Raw genomic sequence first — 18,420 nt, forward strand, 5'->3', positions numbered from 1 at the left:
GGCGACAGGTGCCCTTTAACGACAGCAGTCATCATGTCGCACAAGACAACAGCGACAAACGGTATTCACGAGGAGTTCACACTATGACCGCCCTGACGCCCATCACCCCCGAAGTTCTGGCCCGTGCAAAGTGGGCCTTCTCTACCCGCCGCGTACGCCGCAAGGATGCCGTGCGTCTCAGCGAGAACCTGGCCGAGGCCACCTCCGGCGACCTGGTGCTCGGCCGTGTGGAGCGCATCGGTTCCCACAAGAAGATCCAGTTGGCCGAAGGCCGTGCCTCCGAACTCTACGTCGGCGACCTCGTGGTGCTGGCCTGCGGCGACCGCTACGCGCCCGATCAGTTCGAAGGCCTGGCGGAACTCGACCCCGAAGGTGCCGATATGCTGGCTGGCGGCGGTGTCCTGGGCCGCATGCGTCATCGCCATGCCCGCATGTCGGCACCGACCCGGGTTGTCCCGCTCGGCCTCCTGACCCATGGTTCCGGCAAGGTCATCAACCTCGCAAGCTATGCGCTGCACGAGGCGGAGCGCCCGCAGGGCATGACGGTGATCGGCGTCGTCGGCGCCTCCATGAACTCCGGCAAGACCACCGCCGTTGCGCGTCTTGCCCACGGCCTCAGCCGGGCAGGCTACGAAGTCGCCGCCATCAAGGCGACGGGCACCGGCGCATTCGGCGACTTCAACGCCTTCGTCGATACCGGCGCGGCCTATGTCGCCGACTTCACCGATGCCGGCATGGTCTCCACCTACCGCCAGCCGCTGGCCCGGATCGAAGCCGGCCTCGATACGCTGCTGGCCCACGCGGCCCGCCACGGCTGCGAGGTCGCGGTGGTCGAACTGGCCGACGGCGTGTTTCAGAAGGAGACAGCTGATCTGCTGAAGCAGCCGCATGTGCGCGACAGCTTCGCCGGTGTCGTCTTCGCCGCGCCCGACGCGCTGGCCGCTGCCGGCGGCTGTGCGGCGCTGCGCGGCATGGGGATCGAGCCGGCAGCCGTCACCGGCATGGTGAGCTGCTCGCCGCTGGGTGCCGCCGAGGCCGAGACTGCTACCGGTGTTTCCGTGGTCACCCGCGACGAGCTTGCCGACCCGGCACAGGCCAACGCCCTGTTGGGCCGGCTGGTCGAGGGTCGCGATGCGACGCAGCCCGCTGTCGCGATTTCGGAAGTCGGAGTCGCCGCATGAGCCGCCTTCCGCGCGTGGCGGGCGAGGGCCGCGGCCGGAGCATTGCTCTGGTTGCGGTCCTGGCCCTGGGGCAGGCGGGCGCTGCCGGCATGGCCGCTTTCGCAACGCGGGACGTCTTTGCCGCCTTCCGCGACGACGCCGTCAGCCTGCCGGTTCTGGCCCTGGCGATGGTCGCCGCAGCCGGGCTTGCCATCGCGCTCTTCCGAGTCTTCGAACGGGTTGTCGCCGAGCGGGTCGGGCAGAACTACGCCGCCTCGCTGCGTCTGAAGCTTTTTGCGCATCTGACCGAGATGTCTGCGCGCGACGTCGCCGACCGTCGCAGCGGCGGCCTTGCGATGCGCTTCGTCGGCGACCTGGCGGCCGTGCGCGGCTGGGTCAGCCTGGGGATTGCCCGCCTGATCTCTGCAAGCATCGTACTGCCTGCAGCGACCGCAGTGCTTTTCCTGCTCGACCCGCGGCTCGGCGTCGCCGCGGCCGTTCCCATCGCCGTCGGTCTTGCCGTCATGGCCCTGGCCGGTCCGCGCCTGGGCCCCGCGCACAAGCGCCTGCGGGCGCGCCGGGCGCGGCTTGCCGCCGACATGAGCGAGCGCATCCCCCACGCGCCGGAGCTGCGCCTGCTGGGCCGCATCCGCACCGAGAAGGCACACCTTCTGCGCCGTACCGAAAAACTGATCGCCTCCGCCCTGGCGCGGGCCCGTGGCGCTGCGCTGCTGCGTGCCGTGCCCGACGCGGTTTCCGGCATTGCCGCTGCCAGTCTCTTTGCCGCGGCGCTGACCCTCGGCGTTGCCGCGCCCGAGGCCGCCGGCGCGATGGCCGCAGTCGGCCTGATCATCCAGCCGATGCGCGATCTTGCCGGTGTCTGGGACCGGCACCGCGCCTGGGTTGCCGCGCGCGACAAGTGCGATGCGCTGCTCGCCGCACCGACACTGAAACGCCGGCACAAGGCCGCGCGCAAGCCGCTGGCCGATGCGCCGCAGCCGCTCCGCTTTACCGGGGTTTCCGCCGGTGCCTTGAAGGACGTCGAGATCGAGGCGCCGGCCCGGCGCAAGATCGCCATTGTCGGTGGCAACGGCGCCGGCAAGTCGACCCTGCTGAGTCTGGCCGCCGGGTTGGAGCAGCCGGAGAAAGGCAAGGTCAGTCTGGGCGGCCGCGCGCCCAGCAGCCTGAGTGCCGCCGAACGCCGCCGCATGATCGCCCTGGTGGGCACCCGCTCGCCCATTCTCGCCGGCAGTCTGCGGCGCGCCCTCACCATGGGTTCCGCCGAACAGCTGGGCGACGATGCCGTTGCGGCCAAGGCCGAAGCCTTCGGGCTGGGTGACGTCATGGAGCGCCTCGGCGGACTCGACGGGCGCCTTGCCGAAGGTGGCCGCAATCTCTCCGCCGGCGAGATCCGCCGTGTTCTGCTGACGCGGGCGGCCCTGTCGGGGTCGCGCCTGATGTTGCTGGATGAGCCGGACGACGCGCTGGACGTGGACGGCCCGGCCCTGGTTGAGCGTCTGGTCCGCAAGTGCGACGCGACGACGCTGATGATCACCCACAACCTGGCGCTGGCGCGGCGCATGGACGAGATCTGGTTCGTCGAAGACGGCCGCGTCGTCGAGGTTGGGCCGCCTGAGGAAGTTTTCTCCGGCTCCGGTCCGGCAGCGCGTTTCTTCGCGCCGCGCTGGGCGGCTTAACATGTTTCGGAAGCGGCCTTGCGTTACCTGACCAAACTGAACCTCGCTATCGGCGGCCTCCTGGCCATGGCGCTGCTCAGCGCCGGGGTGGCCTACTGGTCGGCGCGCACGGCCGAGTTCCTGTTGGAACGGTCGCGCCTGGCCCACCAAGTGCACGAACAGTATCTCTCGCTGTCAAGCCACACCTACCAGCTGTTCAAGCAGTACGGCGACGCCCTGCTGATCGGCGACCGCGATGGTGGCGCTGGCGAGGCTTTGCTGATGTCCAAGATCCGCAACAACATCAGTGAGCTGCGCAGCCTGATCGGGACAGAGGTGCAGATGGTCGGGGAGGAGGAGATCGAAGAACTCGAACTCCTTGCCCGGATCGAGCGCAAGATCGACTACATCCTGCGCGACTTCGCCCGCCTGAAGTCGTCGACACTCGAACCCGGTACAGCGGAGTACACAGCGCGCCTGGCGGCAATCCTGGACGAGCGTATCGACGCCGAACTGCGGGCGAAGATTGCCGAAGCGCTCGCCGAAGAGCAGGAGGAGGTCGAGGAAGCGGAGGCCGAGATGCGTGCAGCGGTTGCCGGCTTTCAACGCACCGCCGTGGTTGCTGCGCTGTTTGCGGCCTTCACCGCGGTCTTCGGCACCTACCTGCTGCGCAGCGGACTGACGCGTCCGCTGCAGCGCCTGCTGGCCGGGGCCGAGGCTGTCGGACGCGGCGACATGGATCATCGCATCGAGGTGCCCGGCGACACGGAACTGGACCGTGTCGCACAGGCCTTCAACCACATGATCGCGAAGGTGGCCGAGCGTCAGGACCTGCTGGCGGCTTCGCATGGCGAACTGGAACGGGAAGTCTCGCGCCGTACCGCGCAACTCGAGAAACTTCTGCAGACGCTGCGCCAGACCGAAGCCAACCGCAAGCGCCTGCTCGCCGATGTCAGCCACGAACTGCGCACGCCGCTGACCATCATACGCGGCGAGGCGGACGTGGCCCTGCGCGGCGCGCGCCGCGACGTGGAGGAGTACCGCGAAGTTCTGATGCGCACGCGTGAGGCGGCCGACCATACCGCAAGGATCGTCGACGACCTGCTCTTCGTTGCGCGGCAGGAAAGCGGAGAGATTCGCATTCAGCCGTGCGAGATGGACCTCTCCGAGGTGGTCGAGCGCGCGGTGATTGCCAGTCGCGCTCTCGATGATGCCCATGGAGACGACATCGTAAAGGCCGTGCACTTCGAATCTGCCGTCGGCTCCGCGCAGCTGAGTGCCGACCCCAACCGCATTCACCAGGTGATGACCATCCTGCTCGAGAACGCCCTGCGCTACGGCGGGGAAGAGATTTGCGTCAGGCTCGATCGGACGCCGGACGGCTATGCGGTGACCGTGTCGGATGACGGTCCGGGCCTGACCGACCAGGAACTTGCACACGTCTTCGAACGCTTTTTCCGCGGCTCCAACGCGGCGATCCGTTACGACAGCGGTGCCGGACTTGGGCTGCCCATGGCCAAAGCCATCGTCGAGGCGCATGGTGGTCGCATTGCCTTGACAAGTCAGCCCGGCCTGGGTGTCCAGGCGCGCTTCACGCTTCCGAGCCAGCCGATGCTGGCCGCGGTGGCCTGCTGACCCGGTTTTCGAGAACGCGGTAGGTCTGTCTTTTGTGTCTTGTTGTGCAGCGGGCATCTTCGGCCCGCTGCTCGCCGTGCCGTATTGCCGGCACTGATCTTTCCGCGGAGAGTCCGCGCAGTTTTCTCTCCGCCGCCCCAATCTTGTCACAGCTTTGGAGGAATAGGTGCCGCCGCGTTTCGTTGTCCTACTGACGAAGGTTGACGCGAAACACAGGGAGCAAGGACATGCACTTCAGAGGCCACAGACTGTCGGACGGGCCGGCATTCTGTGCAGGCATGTCGGGGAGGGGGCTTTGCCGATGAACATACTCTTGGTTGAAGACGAGGCGCGTGTTGCCGACTTCGTTCTCCGCGGTCTGCGTGCGGAAGGCTGGACCGTCATGCATGCCGCCGATGCGGACATGGGTCTTGAACTGACGATGCAGGAAGGCTTCGACGTTATCGTCCTGGATCTGATGCTGCCCGGCCTGCCGGGCCAGGACTTCTGCCGCAAGCTCCGCGCGCGCAAAGACCTGACACCCATCCTGATCCTCTCCGCCTTGGATGCCCTCGATGAAAGAGTCGAGGGCCTGCGCATTGGCGCAGACGATTACATGGTAAAGCCTTTCGAGTTCGACGAACTGATCGCCCGCATCGAGGCGCTGGCCCGCCGTTCCCGCCAGTTCGTCAAGGACTCTTCGGCGGCGGTGCTGCAGGCCGGTGTCATCGCGCTGGATCTGGAAACCCTTGAAGCCACCGTCGAGGGGGCGCCGATGGATCTCACCGCGAAAGAGCGCGAGATTCTGAAGCTCTTTCTCTCAAAGCCCGGCCGCGTCTTCTCGCGCGAGCGCATTCTGAATTCCGTCTGGGGCGCCAGCGAAGACCCTCTGACCAACATCGTCGACGTCTATGTCGGGCGGCTGCGCCGCAAGCTTGGCACGCACGGCGCCGAACTTCAGACCGTGCGCGGCGCCGGCTACCGGTTGCGCGCCAAGTAACCTCGCCCCACAAAGATCTTCTCCCAGGCTTTGCCCTTCCGGCCGCAGACGTAGTTTTGTGCAGCGGCTCCGCTGCGGCGCCATCAGCTGCCGTGCGCCCAGGACCAATAGGCTTCGCGCGCTGTGCTGAAGACCGGGCCGGGCTGAAGGCTGCGGTCTTCGACCTGGGTGATGGGCAGCACCTTGCCGTAGTTCCCTGTCGAAAAAACCTCGTCGGCCTCCATGACGTCGCGCCAGGTCACCTGGGCTTCATGGACCTTGATGCCGGCCTGCTCCAACAGCTTCGCCACGCGCTGCTTGGTGATGCCGTTCAGAAAGGTTCCGTTGGGCGTCGGGGTGATCGCCGCGCCGTCCTTGGCGATCCAGATGTTGGCGGTCGCCAGCTCCGCGACGTTGCCGAGGGCATCGAGCACGACGGCGTTCTCGAAACCCCGCTTGCTCGCTTCGCGCAGGGCCCGTGCAGAATTGGGATAGAGGCAGGAGGCCTTGGCGTCGGTCGGCGCCATGGACTGCATCGGCCGGCGGAAGCTCGACAGGCAGACGGAGAAGCCGTCCCCCGGCGGCAGCGGTGCCTCATAGATCGTGAAGCAGAAGCGCGTGCTCTCGGGATCGCAGTCGACGAAGCCTTCGTCGGCCCAGAGCATCGGTCTCAGATAAAGCGCTGCGTCCTTGTCGAACTTTGCCAGACCGTCCTGAGCGATCTCCTGCATCTCGCCGGCGCTGTGCACGAACCCCAGGCCGAAGCGCTCGGCGGACTGCACCAGACGCTCGCAGTGAAGGTCCAGGTCGGGGGTCACGCCTTCGAAAGCGCGGGCCCCGTCGAAGACAACCGAGGCCATCCAGGCCGCATGGGTCATCGGCCCCATGATGGGCGGATTGCCCTCGACCCATTCGCCATCCAGAAAGTGCACGGCCTTGGGATGTGTCATGCCTTGAAGGTTCCCTCTGTTGCTCCCGGTACGCGACTGATTTGGGTACGCGACGGCGGTTGCGGCGCAGCCTAGAGCGGATCATGTTCAGACGGAAACACTTTCGTGTTTGCGTCTGAACATGTGATTCCGCTCTGTTTCCAACAGTTGGAGCCGATTCACCGGGCTTGATGGATGGCTTCCGCGATTCCATCCAACCCGGATCTGCTCTAGCGGCTCGGCAGGATTAGGGAAAGCACAGACGGCAGGGCCGCGTCTTGGCGGATCTTGCCCGCCAAGTTTTTGCCCGCCAAGTTTTTGCCCGCCAAGCTTTTGCCCGCCAGGCGATGCCTTGCGGATCCCGTCTGGGGCCGCGGCCCGGCTAATGCTTCGACCCGGCTAATACTTCGACCAGGCGATGCGGGAGACCCACTGCACCTGGCCGGCGGCCAGACCGCGGGTGGCCTGTTCGCGACCGAGCGATCTCAGCAGCAGTTCCTGTTCGCTGCGCGCCTGCAACTCGGCGATCAGCATCTCGCCCTGCTGGGTTCTGACAACCACGCGGTCGCCCGGGGAGACCCGGGCATCCGGCGAGACGATCACCAGGTCGCCATGGCGGTAGACAGGCTGCAGACCGTCGCCGGTCACCTCCAGGGCATAGGCATGGGGGTCGGCGATGTCGGGAAAGCTGGTCTCCTCCCACTGTGTGCGCAGCGGGCGCCCGGCGGCGTCGAAGTACCCGGGTTGGGCCGCCTGCGCGAAGCGCAGCTTGGGCAGCCGGCGCTGGCCCGCAGATCCGTCCTGCGCCTCGATCAGGCCGACGAACTCGCTGAGCGACGCTCCGGTCGCATTCAGGACCTTTGCCAGCGACTCCGTGCTCGGCCAGCGTTGCTTGCCCTCCTTGGTGATCCGTTTGCTCTTGTTGAAGGTGGTCGGATCCAAGCCGGCTTGCCGGGCAAGGCCCGAGGGTGAAAGGCCATAGCGCGCCGCAAGGCGGTCGATCGCATGCCATACACTGTGATGCTGGAGCATGGGAACATTGTCTTATAAATCGACGCCTAATGCAGCAAGAACATAGTCTTAACTGTAGTCAAACTGGCAAGTTATTGCGGCCTGGAGACCCGCTTCAGGCGAGGCTGGTCAAGCTGCGGTTGTGTCACTACCTTGGCGGCCATGCAGGACACCGTAATCTTTCATATCTGCCGCAAGGACGAATGGGCCGAGGCGCAGGAGCGCGGGCACTACGACGGCTCCTCCCAGGACCGCGCCGACGGCTTTATCCACTTCTCCACCGCGGCCCAGGTCGAGACGTCCGCGGCCAAGCATCGCGCCGGGCAGGACGGCTTGCTCCTGCTGGCTGTCGATGTGGGCGCGCTCGGCGCCGCGTTGAAGTGGGAGCCCTCGCGCGGAGGCGCGCTGTTTCCGCACCTCTATGGCCCGCTTCCTCTTGCGGCGGTCCGCCGAGTCGACGACCTGCCTTTGGGGACCGACGGCCGTCATCGCTTTCCACCGCTGGTGGACTAGGGTAAGGACGACCGCGTCGTGGCGTCTTTTCTCTTTGATCGGCTGATCGGCCCCGGACTCAGGCTTCTGGACCCGGAGACCGCGCACAGCCTCACTCTGAAGGCCCTGGCCGCGGGCCTGGCGCCGCGCGTCACGGAGCCCGACGACCCGCTGCTGGCAACCCGGATCTGGGGACGCGCCTTTTCCAATCCGGTGGGTCTCTCCGCGGGGTTCGACAAGGACGCCGAGGTCATGGCGCCGATGCTCGCGCTCGGCTTCGGCTTCGTCGAGGTGGGCAGCATCACGCCGCGCCCGCAAGGCGGCAATCCCAAGCCGCGGATCTTTCGCCTGCCCGACGACGCGGCGGTGATCAACCGGCTCGGCTTCAACAGCGGCGGACTCGAGGCGGCAGCGCAGCGGCTGAGAGCCTATCGGGCAGGCTCATCGAAGGGAGAGCGACAGGGCCTCGTCGGCATCAACCTGGGCAAGAACAGAGACAGCGCCGATGCGGCAGGTGACTATGCCCAGGGTGCCGCAGCCCTCGCACCGCTGGCCGACTATCTGGTGGTCAACGTCTCCTCGCCCAACACGCCGGGCCTGCGGGCTCTGCAGGGGCGCGGCGAACTGGAGGACCTGCTGGGCCGTGTCACAGCCGCCCTGCCGTCACCGGCCCCGCCGCTGCTGTTGAAGATCGCGCCGGACCTCACCGAGGAAGACAAGCAGGACATCGCGGCCGTCTGCCTTGCCGCCGGGGTTGCCGGGATCATCGCCACCAACACCACCATCGAAAGACCGGACAGTCTGCGCGGCTCTGCCAGGGCCGAGGGCGGCGGCCTTTCCGGCCAGCCGCTGTTCGCCGCCTCCACCGCCGTGCTGTCGGATCTCTACCGCCTGACCGAAGGCAGGCTGCCGCTGATCGGGGTCGGCGGCATCGCCTCCGGCGCCGATGCCTACCGCAAGATCCGCGCCGGGGCCTCCCTGGTGCAGCTCTACACAGCGCTGATCTATCAGGGGCCCGCCCTGGTGACGCGCATCAAGCGGGAACTCGCCCGCCTGCTGCGGGACGACGGTTTCGAGTCCCTGGCCGCCGCCGTGGGCGCCGACCACCGCTACAGCGGCTAGGATGCTGCTGAAGGAAGGGGCTTAGCGACCGCCATCCTTCGAGACGCGCGCCTCAGGCACGCTCCTCAGGATGAGGATCGAAAGGGTGAAACAGCCGACCCTCATGCTGAGGAGTGAGCGTAGCGAACGTCTCGAAGCATATCGCCGCTGTTCCCTGCTTTCATCGGCGGGCTAAAGGATCTCGAGAACGCTTTCCGGCGGCCGGCCCAGGGCCGCCTTCGATCCCTTGGTGACGATCGGCCGTTCGATCAGGATCGGGTGTTCCACCATGGCCGCAATCAGCGCGCTGCGGCTGAGGCCCTCGTCCTGCAGATTGAGCTCCTTGTAAGGGGCTTCCTTGCGCCGCATGAGATCGCGCGGCTCCATCTCCAACTGCTTCAGGATGGCATCCAGGGTTCCCGCGTCCGGCGGCGTCTTCAGGTATTCCACGATCCGGGGCTCGACGCCGTGCTCCTGGAGCAGGGCCAGGGTCTGGCGCGATTTGCTGCAGCGCGGATTGTGATAGAGGGTAACCGTCATCGTCCGTGTCCTTGCTTCCTGGTAGGCCTTCCGGGCTCTCGCCGGGGCCAGAAAGCTTTCTGCTGCGCGGGGGCGCGTCCGTCAAGCGCCCCTGCCGCGGTTTGGTGGACGGCACCGCCGGTCGCAGGCCGCAAGACTCCGTTAACCCTCTTTCAAGACTGGCCCGGCAGAGTAGGCGCCATGGATCGGCCTATCCTCTCCACGAACCTGCGCGCCTGGCGGCGGTGCGCGGCGATGCCGGGTCGCCGCGATGCTTAGGCACCTGGCGATCTTCCTCTGCTACGGCGCGGCTGCGGCGGCGGTGCTGCTTTACGGCCCCGGCTGGCATCCGCTGATTGATGCCCGCAGCGCCATCGGCCTCGCCCTGGCGGTGCTCCTGGCCGGCGGTCTGCTGCACGAGGTTTACGCCCGCCTGGGCCGGGAAACCTTTCTTGCGCAGAAGCTGCTCTCCCTGCGGGTTGCCCAGGGCGACGCCCTGGAAGAACTGAGCTGGACCCGCCGGGAGCTGGCGGTATTGCGCGAAGCCCTGGAGTCTGCAGGCGGCGTCAGCAAGTCCGGCAAGTCGGTCGACGAGGTGATTGCCGAGGTCAAGGTGCTGCAGTCGCTGATCACCCGGCTCGCCAAGTCCTCCAAGGCGCCTCGGCAGGCTGCGGAAGCGGAAGAGCCGTCTGCCGCATCCCAGGCGTCGCAGGCAGCGAATGGACCGGCGGTGAAGCAACTGACTGCGGCACCGCCTGCAAAGCCGCATCCCTTGCGGCCGCGTCCGGCAGAAAGCCGCGCGAACAGCGAAGACGCGGTGGCGCCTGCGCCGGCCCCCGCCCCCGCCAACGCCAACGAAGCAGAAAAGAAAGCCGGTGTCCTGCCGCCGGTCGCGCTCGGCCTCGACGAGGCGGCAGTGCTGGAGGTGGCGCGCCAGGCGCTGCGCGACGACCGCATCGATCTGGTGTTGCAGCCCATCGTCCTGCTGCCGCAGCGCAAGCGCCGCTACTACGAGTGCTTCTCGCGCCTGCGCACCACCGACGGATTCATGATCCTGCCGGAGCAGTACATCAATCTCGCTGAGCGCGAGGGCCTGGTGGCGGCGATCGACAACATGCTGCTGATCCGCTGCATCCAGCTCATCCGCAAGATCCAGCGGCGCAACGAGAAGCTCGACTTCTTCTGCAACATCTCCAGTCTGACCCTGGGCGACGACGTTTTCTTCGCCGATTTCGTCGACTTTCTGGAGAGCAACCGCGAACTGACCCGCAACCTGATCTTCGAGTTCCCACAGACCGACTACAACGCCTGGGACGCCAGCGCCGGCATCTATCTGAAGCGCCTCGCCGATCTCGGCTGCCGCTTCTCGCTGGACGGCGTCATCGACCTGGACATCGATCCGGCCGCTCTGGCGGCGCGGGAGTTTCACTTCGTCAAGGTCCGCGCCGAAGCGCTGCTCGCCGAGCCCGAGAAGGGCGAGCGGCTGCAGGCCGGTCTCAAGGACTACGGCATCCGTCTGGTCGCCGAGAAGGTGGAGGACGAGGATGCCCTGGTGGAGGTGCTCGACCTCGGCATCGACTGCGCCCAGGGCTACCTCTTCGGCGAGCCGCGTCTCGCCCGCCCGGCGGCCTAAAGCCCACCCAATCCTCTTTGCGCCCAACCTCTTTTGCGCCCAATACCCTTTGCATGGGCCCCGCGCTGTGGCAGAAGGGCGCCGACACGCCTTAGTGGCCTCGCGGAGCTTTCATGTCCCATCCGTCCTTCTACCCGGGTCTTGCCGCCCTGGCCGACCGCTATGACGCCTTCATCGTCGATCTCTGGGGCGTCATGCACGACGGGATCGCCGCTTTCCCGGACGCGGTGGCGGCCCTGAAGGCGCTGAAGGCCGCCGGCAAGCGCTCGGTCATCCTCTCCAACGCGCCGCGGCGGGTGGATGTCATCGTTGCGCGCAACGCGGAACTGGGGATCGACCCCAAGCTGCCCGATGCCCTGATGTCCTCCGGCGAGGATGCCTGGCAGCACCTGAGCCAGCGGCGCGATCCCTGGTACCGGGCGCTGGGGCGGCGCTGCTACCACCTGGGGCCGGAGCGCGACCACGGCATGCGCGAGGGGCTGGATCTGGACTTCGTCGAAAGCCTGGAGCAGGCCGACTTCATCCTCAACACCGGGAACCTCAGTCCCCTCGACAGCGTCGAGACCTATGACGATTTCATCGGCCAGGCCCTTGGGCTCGGCCTGCCGATGATCTGCACCAATCCGGATCTGGTGGTCGTCCGCGGCGGCAAGCGGGAGATCTGCGCCGGGGCCATCGCGCTCGCGTTCGAGCAGCGCGGCGGCGAGGTGCGCTGGCACGGCAAGCCGCATCCGGAGGTTTACCTGACCTGCTTCGACCTGCTTCCCGGTATCGCCCCGGAGCGGATTGCCGCCATCGGCGATTCCCTGCGGACGGATGTGGCCGGCGCAGCGGCGGCGGGTATCGACTGTATTTTCGTCGCTGCCGGCATCCATGGCGAGGAATTGGGCGTAGATAAGGAGGGGATCATCGATCCCGACCGTTACGCTGCCATGATCGCCGACGCGCCCGCCGCGCCGAGCGCGGTCATGCCGTTCATGCGCTGGTAGAGCCGGGCCTCGCACGGCCCTGCCACCCGGAGGACCGAAGGGATGGCACAGCCGCAGAGCCGTACCTTTCACTGGGAGTTCGAGAACCCGGCAGAGGCCATCTGGCCGCTGCTGGCAGATACCGTGCGCTTCAACGAGGCTGCCGGCCTGCCCCGTTACGAGGTCAGCGAGACGGCGCAGCCGGACGGGTCTGTGCTCTACGAGGGCCGCATGAAGCGCGGTCCTTTCACGATCGCCTGGCGCGAGATCCCGGTGAACTGGGTGGCCGGGCGTTGGTTCGAGCATCGCCGCGAGTTCCTGAACGGCCCCCTGAAGGACCTGACGGCGCGCCTGGAGCTCTCGCCCGGACCGGATGGCAGGGGCTGCCGCGGCGACTACACGCTGACCGCGACCCCGGCCAACCTGCTGGGCCGGCTGATGCTGAAAACCGGGTTCTTCGAATCGACCGCCAAGACCTTCGCCGGATTGGCCGCCGACGCCGACCGCTTCGCCGGGGGCCTGTCGGTCGAGCCCTTCACCTTCACGGCACCGACACCCGACCCGGCTGTCCGGACCAAGGTGGCGGAGCTGGTCGCCGCCATTGAGGCCGGACCCCATGGCCATGGCCTCGCCGCGCGCCTGGCCGAGCATCTGCTGACGGCGCAGGAGGCCGACCTCGTTCATCTCAGGCCGCTGGCGCTGGCCCGGCGCTGGCAGGTGGAGGAGCGCGCCGCCATCGAGCTCTGCCTGGAGGCGGTGCGCGCCGGCCTGCTCGACATGCGCTGGGATCTGCTCTGCCCGCGCTGCCGCATTCCCAAGGCGGCGGTGGAAGCGCTGGATGGCCTGCCGCAGGGCGCACACTGCGACAGCTGCAACATCGACTATGAGCGCGACTTCTCGCGCAACGTCGAACTCAGCTTCCAGCCGGCAGCGGCGGTCCGCCCGCTGGGCAGCGGCGAGCACTGCCTCTTCGGGCCGATGTCGACGCCGCACATCTGGCTGCAGCGGACCCTGGCACCGGGCGAAAACCTGGCCGAACCCTGCGATCTGCCGCCGGGCCGCTATGCCTTGCGCACACTGGAGCCGGGGCCGGAATGCATTGTCGATCTCGCGGAGGAATCGGCTTTACCGGAAGTGACCCTCGACAACGACAGCATCACCGCGACCCCGGCGGGACAGGCAGGAAGAACTGTTCTGCACAACCGCACCGCCCGGCCGCTCACCGTGATCGTGGAGGAACGGCGCTGGGTGCGCGATGCCCTGACCGCTGACCGGGTGACGGCGCTGCAGGCCTTCCGCGACCTCTTCTCCGATCAGGTCCTGCGGCCCGGCGACGAGGTGGCTGTCGCGCGCATTTCCCTTCTGTTCACCGACCTCAGGCGTTCGACGGAGCTCTACGGGCGTATCGGCGATGCCGCGGCCTATCACCTGGTGCGCGACCACTTTGCCTTTCTCGGCGCCATCGTACGGCGCCACAACGGCGCGGTGGTGAAAACCATCGGCGATGCGGTCATGGCCGCCTTCGCCACGCCGGCCGATGCGGTTGCAGCCGCGCTTGCTGTCCAGCACGAGGTCGCGGATTTTAACGCGCGCGAAGGGGGCAATGCCCGCGAGGAGATGCCGGTGGTCATCAAGCTGGGCGTGCACGAAGGTCCCTGCATCGCCGTCACCCTGAACGGCCGCCTCGACTACTTCGGCAGCACGGTCAACATGGCCGCGCGCCTGCAGGGCAAGAGCGAAGGCGGCGACCTGGTCGTTTCGCAGTCGGTCAGCGAGGAGGGTGCGGTCGCGGCCTTGCTCCAGGATCAGGATTGCGTTCACGAGACCACTCAGCTCAAGGGCTTCGAGCAGCCGGTCGCCTATTGCCGGGTGCGCCTTTAGGTCAGGCGGTGGCGCTGCTGCGGGATTGGCGCTAAAAGGGCCAGACAGGCGCTCCTGACGAGCAGGCGCTCACGACTGGAGTGAGGGGGATATGGGGACTGGTTTCTTTGGGCACGTCCTGGCAGCGCTGCTTCTGGTGTCGTCGTTTGTCATGGTTTCCGCGCCGGCCGATGCCGCGGACTTCGATCTTTCAAAACTGAAAGCTGGCGGCTACGTGGTGCTGCTGCGTCATGTGAAGGCGGGCGGCAGCGACTCCGACGACCTCGACCTGGCGGATTGCCGGACACAGCGGCAGGTCGGCGCGGCCGGCCGCAAGCAGGCGGCGGAGCTTAAGCAACGCTTCCTTGCCGCCGGGATTACCGAACTGCGCCTGCTCAGCAGCCAGTACTGCCGGGCTCTGCAGACTGCCGAACTGCTGGATCTCGGCACAGTCACCGAAGAGCCCGCCCTGAACTATTTCCACTGGCGCATGGGCGACAAGGATGCGGTCTACGACGGGCTGCGCCGCTTCATCGTTGCCTTGGAGGCGCCCGGCGAGGGTCCGCCGCTGGTGCTGGTCGGCCATACCCATGCCTTCAACATCATCGGGCTCGAAGCGGCGGACGCGGGCGGCGGTCTCGTCCTGCGGCCCAACGGCAGCGACCGGCCGGAGGTGGTGGGCACGATCACGGCGCCCTGACGGTTGTGGCGCCCCAAGCCGGCGCTCCCGCCTGCGGGAAGCTGCCCGGCGGGATTTGCACGTCGGCCGCTAGCGCCGCGTGCTAGCCTTGCAACCATGACCAGCGACAGCGGGACGATACCGGCACAGGGGGCGGCGGCGGTGGCGCTGGGCGGCTGTATCGCGCTGGCCGCTGCCATGGGCATCGGGCGCTTCGTCTACACGCCGATCCTGCCCTTCATGGTGGAGAGCCTGGGGCTCAGCCAGGCGCAGGCGGGCATCGTCGCCTCGGCCAACTTCCTCGGCTATCTGCTGGGCGCCCTGGCCGCCGCCAAGGCGGCACTGCCCGGCGGGCGGCGGCGCTGGTTTCTGGCGGCGCTGGCAGTCTCAGCGCTAACCACCGCTGCCATGGCTGCCGAGACATCGCTGGTCCTGTTCCTGGTGCTGCGCTTCGCCGGCGGCGTGGCCAGCGCCTTCGTCCTCGTGTTCTCTTCGGCGCTGGTTCTGGACCGTCTCGCCGCGGCGGGGAAACCCGGGTTCTCCGCGCTGCACTTCGCCGGCGTCGGCTGCGGCATCGCGCTCTCCGCCGTGCTGGTCGCCGTTCTGGCCGCCCAGGGCAGCGACTGGCGCGACCTCTGGCTGGCCAGCGGTGCGGTCTCCCTGCTCGCCTTGGCCGCGGCGGTCAAGCTGATCCCGCCGGAGCCGGAGGGCGCCTCATCGCCGCCACGCGGGGCCGCGCAGGACGGCGACCGCCGCAGGCTGGTCGCCCTTATCGTCGCCTATGGGCTCTTCGGGTTCGGCTACGTCATCACCGCGACCTTCCTCTCCACCCTGGTGCGCCTGACGCCGGAGATCCGCTGGCTGGAGCCCTATGTCTGGCTGACCGTGGGTCTTGCTGCCGTGCCCTCGGTGGCCTTCTGGACCTGGGTGGCCGGGCGCCTCGGCAAGGCCCGCGGCTTCGCGCTGGCCTGCCTGGCGGAGGGTCTGGGCGTGGCGCTCTCCGTCCTCGGCAGCGGCGCTCTATCGGTGCTGCTGGCCGCGGCACTGCTGGGCGGGACCTTCATGGGCATCACCGCCCTGGGCCTGGTCTACGCCCGCAGCCTCACCGCCGGCGACCCGCGCCGCTCCATCGCCCTGATGACGGCGGCCTTCGGCCTCGGCCAGATGATCGGCCCCAGCTTCGCCGGCTATGCCTATGGCTTCGGCCAGTCCTTCCTGCTGCCCAGCCTGGTGGCCGCCGCGGCTCTGCTGGTGGCCTTCGCTCTCACCATGGACTGGCGCCGCGCCTGACCGCGATCTGCCGAAACCGCACGTCATCCCTTCAGCGACAGCCCTTCATTGGCATCCCTTCAGGGGCATGTGGATCTCGGTGATGTTGTCCGCGGGCGCCACCTCGCGGGGGTTGGTGAGATAATACTCCATGCAGGGGGCGTCCCCCGGCTCCTCGCCGCTCTGCGGCAGCCAGGTGCCGAAGAACCAGTTGTAGGCGCCGAGCAGTTCGGCATAGGCACCTTTGAAGCGCAGGATGGCATGGCGCCCGCCGGGCACGTCCACCAGGTGGATCGGCTCCTTCACCGCCGTGCCGGGTTCCACCGAGATGCCGACGTCGGAGCGCAGGTCCTCTTCCGCCACCGCACCCGGGTCGTCGTGGTAGATGCCGATGACTCGGGTCTCGGGCCCCATCTGGCCGGCGCCCATGGCCCAGGCGAAGACCTGGTTAAAGGGCTTCTCGACCTCCAGGTAGGGGCCGACGTGGCGGATCGCGGCCAGGGTGACCGGCTCCACCTCTTCGATACGGACGTCATGCATTGCGGAGTTTCCTTCTTTCGGGGGGCTGAGGGTGATGGGCGGGTCGAGCCGCCCTTCGGTGCGGTAGACCGCCGGGCTGCGCCCGAAGGCGCGGGAGAAGGCCCGGGTGAAGGCGGCGGCCGAGCCGTAGCCCGCCGCGCGGGCCACGGCCTCCACAGGGTCGTCGTCCTTGATGAGCGCGTTGGCGGCGTGGTGCAGGCGCAGGCGCGTCACCATCTGGGCCAGGGTCTCGCCGGTGAAGGCGTGCCAGCAGCGGTGGAAGTGGTAGGGCGAGAGGCAGGCCACCTCGGCCAGGCGGTCCAGGTCCAGGTCCTCCTCCAGATGCGCGGTGATGTAGTCGCTCACCCGGACGAAGCGGCCCAGCCAGGCCTGCTGTGTGGTCTCTCTTTGGCTCATGGGCGGGCTCCCTCGCTCGCGGTTCTCTTGGGCGCTCTCTCGGCATCGGCCTCTGGTTCGTGGCCTCTGGGCGCGCCCCAAGACCTATCCGAAGCCCGCTTGATCTGTCTTGCGGAAATGAAGAAGGGCGACCTGCCGAGTTAACCCTCTCCCCTCGCGGGAGAGGGAGGGACCCGCGACAGCGGGAAGGTGAGGGGGAGATACCGCCCACGAAGTGGGAGGGTGAGGGGGACTGCGCTATGTTGGCAGCAAAGGGGACCAAGGAATGACGAAACGATGGCTTGCCGTTGCCCTTCGCCCGGCCGTAGTGCGCCGCTCGGTGACCGTGGCGCTGGTCGTTGGCACTGCGCTGGTGGCGATCAACCAGGGCGACCGCCTCATCGCCGGCCAGGGCCTCGACCTGATGAAGGCCCTGCTGACCTACCTCGTCCCCTACGGTGTCGCCACCTACGGCGCCGTTTCGGCGCTGCTGGGGCGGGGCGACGGCCCAGAGTGACAAATGAGAGATCCCTCTCCCCACGGTGGGAAGAGGGATCGGGTTTCTGCAGTCGGCAAACGGTCCGCTGAGGTCACCAGACCCGGGTTCCGTCCGCCTTGGTGCAGCTGGTGGAACCGTCGGGGTTGGTGCTGATTCCGCCGTCGGAAAGCAAGCAGGCCTTGAGCCAAATTTCGTCTTCCCTCTCCTGTTGTGACTTCTTGGCGGCGGGGCTTGCGCTGGTGCCGTTTCCTCTCAGACCCGGAGTAGCGGGCTTGCTGTCTTGTTGCTGAATGGCCGCAGGGTTGCTGGGTTTTTGGGGAGAGCCAGCTTCGCTGACAGTGACGAGGCCCCCTGTCGCAACCATGGCGGCCATGGCGAAGAGCGCCGCTTTGACGGCGGGTCGGGTCGTGAGATTGATCATTGAGGAACTCCGGAAAAGTGGCGGTGAAACGGTCAATCCGTTGGTCGGGTCCACAGAAAGACCGGTTCGCCTTTGCCGCGTGACCTTCGTTCGGTCCAACCCCAGAGCGCGGACGCCAGCTTGTCTTCTTTGCCCCAGACCGTTCGTCCGCTTATACTGCACCTGCGAAATGGCCAGCCTGCGCCGGCTTGGCCGGCGATGAGACGAGGGCGGAGACGATGAGCGATTGGCCGGAGAAGACCCTGGCGGACTGGCAGGCCCTGGCGGCGAAGGAGCTGAAGGGCGCCGCGGCGGAGTCCCTGACCTGGGAGACGCCGGAGGGCATCGCCGTCAAGCCGCTCTACACGGCGGAAGACCTGGAGGGGCTGGAAACGGTCGGGAGCCTGCCGGGCTTCGCGCCCTTCACCCGCGGCCCGCGGGCCACGATGTACGCCGGGCGGCCCTGGACCCTGCGCCAGTACGCCGGCTTTTCCACCGCCGAGGCCTCCAACGCCTTCTACCGCGCCAACCTGGCCGCCGGGCAGAAGGGGCTCTCGGTCGCCTTCGATCTGGCCACGCACCGCGGCTATGACTCCGACCATCCGCGCGTCGTCGGCGACGTCGGCAAGGCGGGGGTGGCCATCGATTCCGTGGAGGACATGAAGATCCTCTTCGACGGCATCCCGCTGGACGAGATGTCGGTCTCCATGACCATG

18 protein-coding genes are annotated in these 18,420 nt (G+C 67.5%); 13 read left to right on the forward strand and 5 right to left on the reverse strand.

Annotation, left to right across the window (positions count from 1 at the left end; genetic code table 11):
* The first annotated feature begins 83 nt into the window (after positions 1-83).
* The 4 genes from Q0982_RS21395 (at position 84) to Q0982_RS21410 (ending at position 5,450) form a co-directional block, all read left to right on the forward strand.
* A complete protein-coding gene (locus tag Q0982_RS21395) occupies positions 84-1,181 on the forward strand; it encodes a hypothetical protein (RefSeq protein ID WP_299399550.1) in 1,098 nt (365 codons plus the stop codon).
* Entirely contained in the window at positions 1,178-2,857 is a 1,680-nt protein-coding gene (locus Q0982_RS21400; RefSeq protein ID WP_299399553.1) for an ABC transporter ATP-binding protein, read from the forward strand. The genes Q0982_RS21395 and Q0982_RS21400 overlap by 4 nt, the downstream gene beginning before the upstream one ends.
* 18 nt (positions 2,858-2,875) lie before the next feature.
* Entirely contained in the window at positions 2,876-4,471 is a 1,596-nt protein-coding gene (locus Q0982_RS21405; RefSeq protein WP_299399555.1) for an ATP-binding protein, read from the forward strand.
* A 301-nt stretch (positions 4,472-4,772) separates the two neighbouring features.
* Positions 4,773-5,450 (forward strand): response regulator transcription factor, encoded by a 678-nt coding sequence (locus tag Q0982_RS21410; RefSeq protein ID WP_299399558.1) that lies wholly within the window; start codon positions 4,773-4,775, stop codon positions 5,448-5,450.
* 83 nt (positions 5,451-5,533) lie between these two features.
* On the opposite strand, the gene Q0982_RS21415 is transcribed toward Q0982_RS21410, so the two are convergent.
* Both Q0982_RS21415 and Q0982_RS21420 read right to left on the reverse strand, forming a co-directional pair.
* The gene (locus Q0982_RS21415) at positions 5,534-6,379 is read right to left on the reverse strand and encodes a branched-chain amino acid aminotransferase (RefSeq protein ID WP_299399561.1); all 846 of its coding nucleotides are present in this window, start codon (positions 6,377-6,379) and stop codon (positions 5,534-5,536) included.
* A gap of 378 nt (positions 6,380-6,757) precedes the next feature.
* A complete protein-coding gene (locus Q0982_RS21420) occupies positions 6,758-7,390 on the reverse strand; it encodes a helix-turn-helix transcriptional regulator (RefSeq protein WP_299399562.1) in 633 nt (210 codons plus the stop codon).
* A 141-nt stretch (positions 7,391-7,531) separates the two neighbouring features.
* Here Q0982_RS21420 and Q0982_RS21425 point away from each other — a divergent pair, with 141 nt between their 5' ends.
* Both Q0982_RS21425 and Q0982_RS21430 read left to right on the forward strand, forming a co-directional pair.
* Complete coding sequence (locus Q0982_RS21425) at positions 7,532-7,882, forward strand: DUF952 domain-containing protein (RefSeq protein ID WP_299399564.1); 351 nt, start codon at positions 7,532-7,534, stop codon at positions 7,880-7,882.
* A gap of 18 nt (positions 7,883-7,900) precedes the next feature.
* On the forward strand, positions 7,901-8,983 hold the full coding sequence (locus Q0982_RS21430) for a quinone-dependent dihydroorotate dehydrogenase (RefSeq protein WP_299399567.1): 1,083 nt from the start codon (positions 7,901-7,903) through the stop codon (positions 8,981-8,983).
* 171 nt (positions 8,984-9,154) lie between these two features.
* Here Q0982_RS21430 and arsC read toward each other — a convergent pair whose 3' ends face one another.
* The gene (gene arsC, locus Q0982_RS21435; RefSeq protein ID WP_299399569.1) at positions 9,155-9,502 is read right to left on the reverse strand and encodes an arsenate reductase (glutaredoxin); all 348 of its coding nucleotides are present in this window, start codon (positions 9,500-9,502) and stop codon (positions 9,155-9,157) included.
* A gap of 250 nt (positions 9,503-9,752) precedes the next feature.
* Between arsC and Q0982_RS21440 the strand changes: the two genes are divergently transcribed.
* The 5 genes from Q0982_RS21440 (at position 9,753) to Q0982_RS21460 (ending at position 15,911) form a co-directional block, all read left to right on the forward strand.
* A complete protein-coding gene (locus tag Q0982_RS21440; RefSeq protein WP_299399571.1) occupies positions 9,753-11,114 on the forward strand; it encodes an EAL domain-containing protein in 1,362 nt (453 codons plus the stop codon).
* 113 nt (positions 11,115-11,227) lie between these two features.
* Positions 11,228-12,103, forward strand: coding sequence for a TIGR01459 family HAD-type hydrolase (locus Q0982_RS21445; protein ID WP_299399573.1), 876 nt, complete (start codon positions 11,228-11,230; stop codon positions 12,101-12,103).
* A 42-nt stretch (positions 12,104-12,145) separates the two neighbouring features.
* Positions 12,146-13,963: an adenylate/guanylate cyclase domain-containing protein gene (locus Q0982_RS21450; RefSeq protein WP_299399576.1), complete on the forward strand. Its 1,818-nt coding sequence runs from the start codon at positions 12,146-12,148 to the stop codon at positions 13,961-13,963.
* Between the two features lie 91 nt (positions 13,964-14,054).
* Entirely contained in the window at positions 14,055-14,642 is a 588-nt protein-coding gene (locus Q0982_RS21455; RefSeq protein WP_299399579.1) for a histidine phosphatase family protein, read from the forward strand.
* Between the two features lie 96 nt (positions 14,643-14,738).
* Positions 14,739-15,911 (forward strand): YbfB/YjiJ family MFS transporter, encoded by a 1,173-nt coding sequence (locus tag Q0982_RS21460; RefSeq protein WP_299399582.1) that lies wholly within the window; start codon positions 14,739-14,741, stop codon positions 15,909-15,911.
* Positions 15,912-15,956: 45 nt separating this feature from the next.
* Here Q0982_RS21460 and Q0982_RS21465 read toward each other — a convergent pair whose 3' ends face one another.
* Positions 15,957-16,826, reverse strand: a complete 870-nt coding sequence (locus Q0982_RS21465) for a GyrI-like domain-containing protein (protein WP_299399585.1) — start codon at positions 16,824-16,826, stop codon at positions 15,957-15,959.
* A 265-nt stretch (positions 16,827-17,091) separates the two neighbouring features.
* Between Q0982_RS21465 and nrtS the strand changes: the two genes are divergently transcribed.
* The gene (gene nrtS, locus Q0982_RS21470; RefSeq protein ID WP_299399588.1) at positions 17,092-17,322 is read left to right on the forward strand and encodes a nitrate/nitrite transporter NrtS; all 231 of its coding nucleotides are present in this window, start codon (positions 17,092-17,094) and stop codon (positions 17,320-17,322) included.
* A gap of 73 nt (positions 17,323-17,395) precedes the next feature.
* Here nrtS and Q0982_RS21475 read toward each other — a convergent pair whose 3' ends face one another.
* Positions 17,396-17,725, reverse strand: coding sequence for a hypothetical protein (locus Q0982_RS21475; protein ID WP_299399590.1), 330 nt, complete (start codon positions 17,723-17,725; stop codon positions 17,396-17,398).
* A gap of 218 nt (positions 17,726-17,943) precedes the next feature.
* Here Q0982_RS21475 and Q0982_RS21480 point away from each other — a divergent pair.
* Positions 17,944-18,420: methylmalonyl-CoA mutase family protein (locus Q0982_RS21480; protein ID WP_299399593.1), on the forward strand; the 477-nt coding region annotated here is incomplete at its 3' end.

It is taken from the genome of Pelagibius sp. (genome assembly GCF_028281305.1).
GTDB lineage: Bacteria > Pseudomonadota > Alphaproteobacteria > Kiloniellales > Kiloniellaceae > Pelagibius.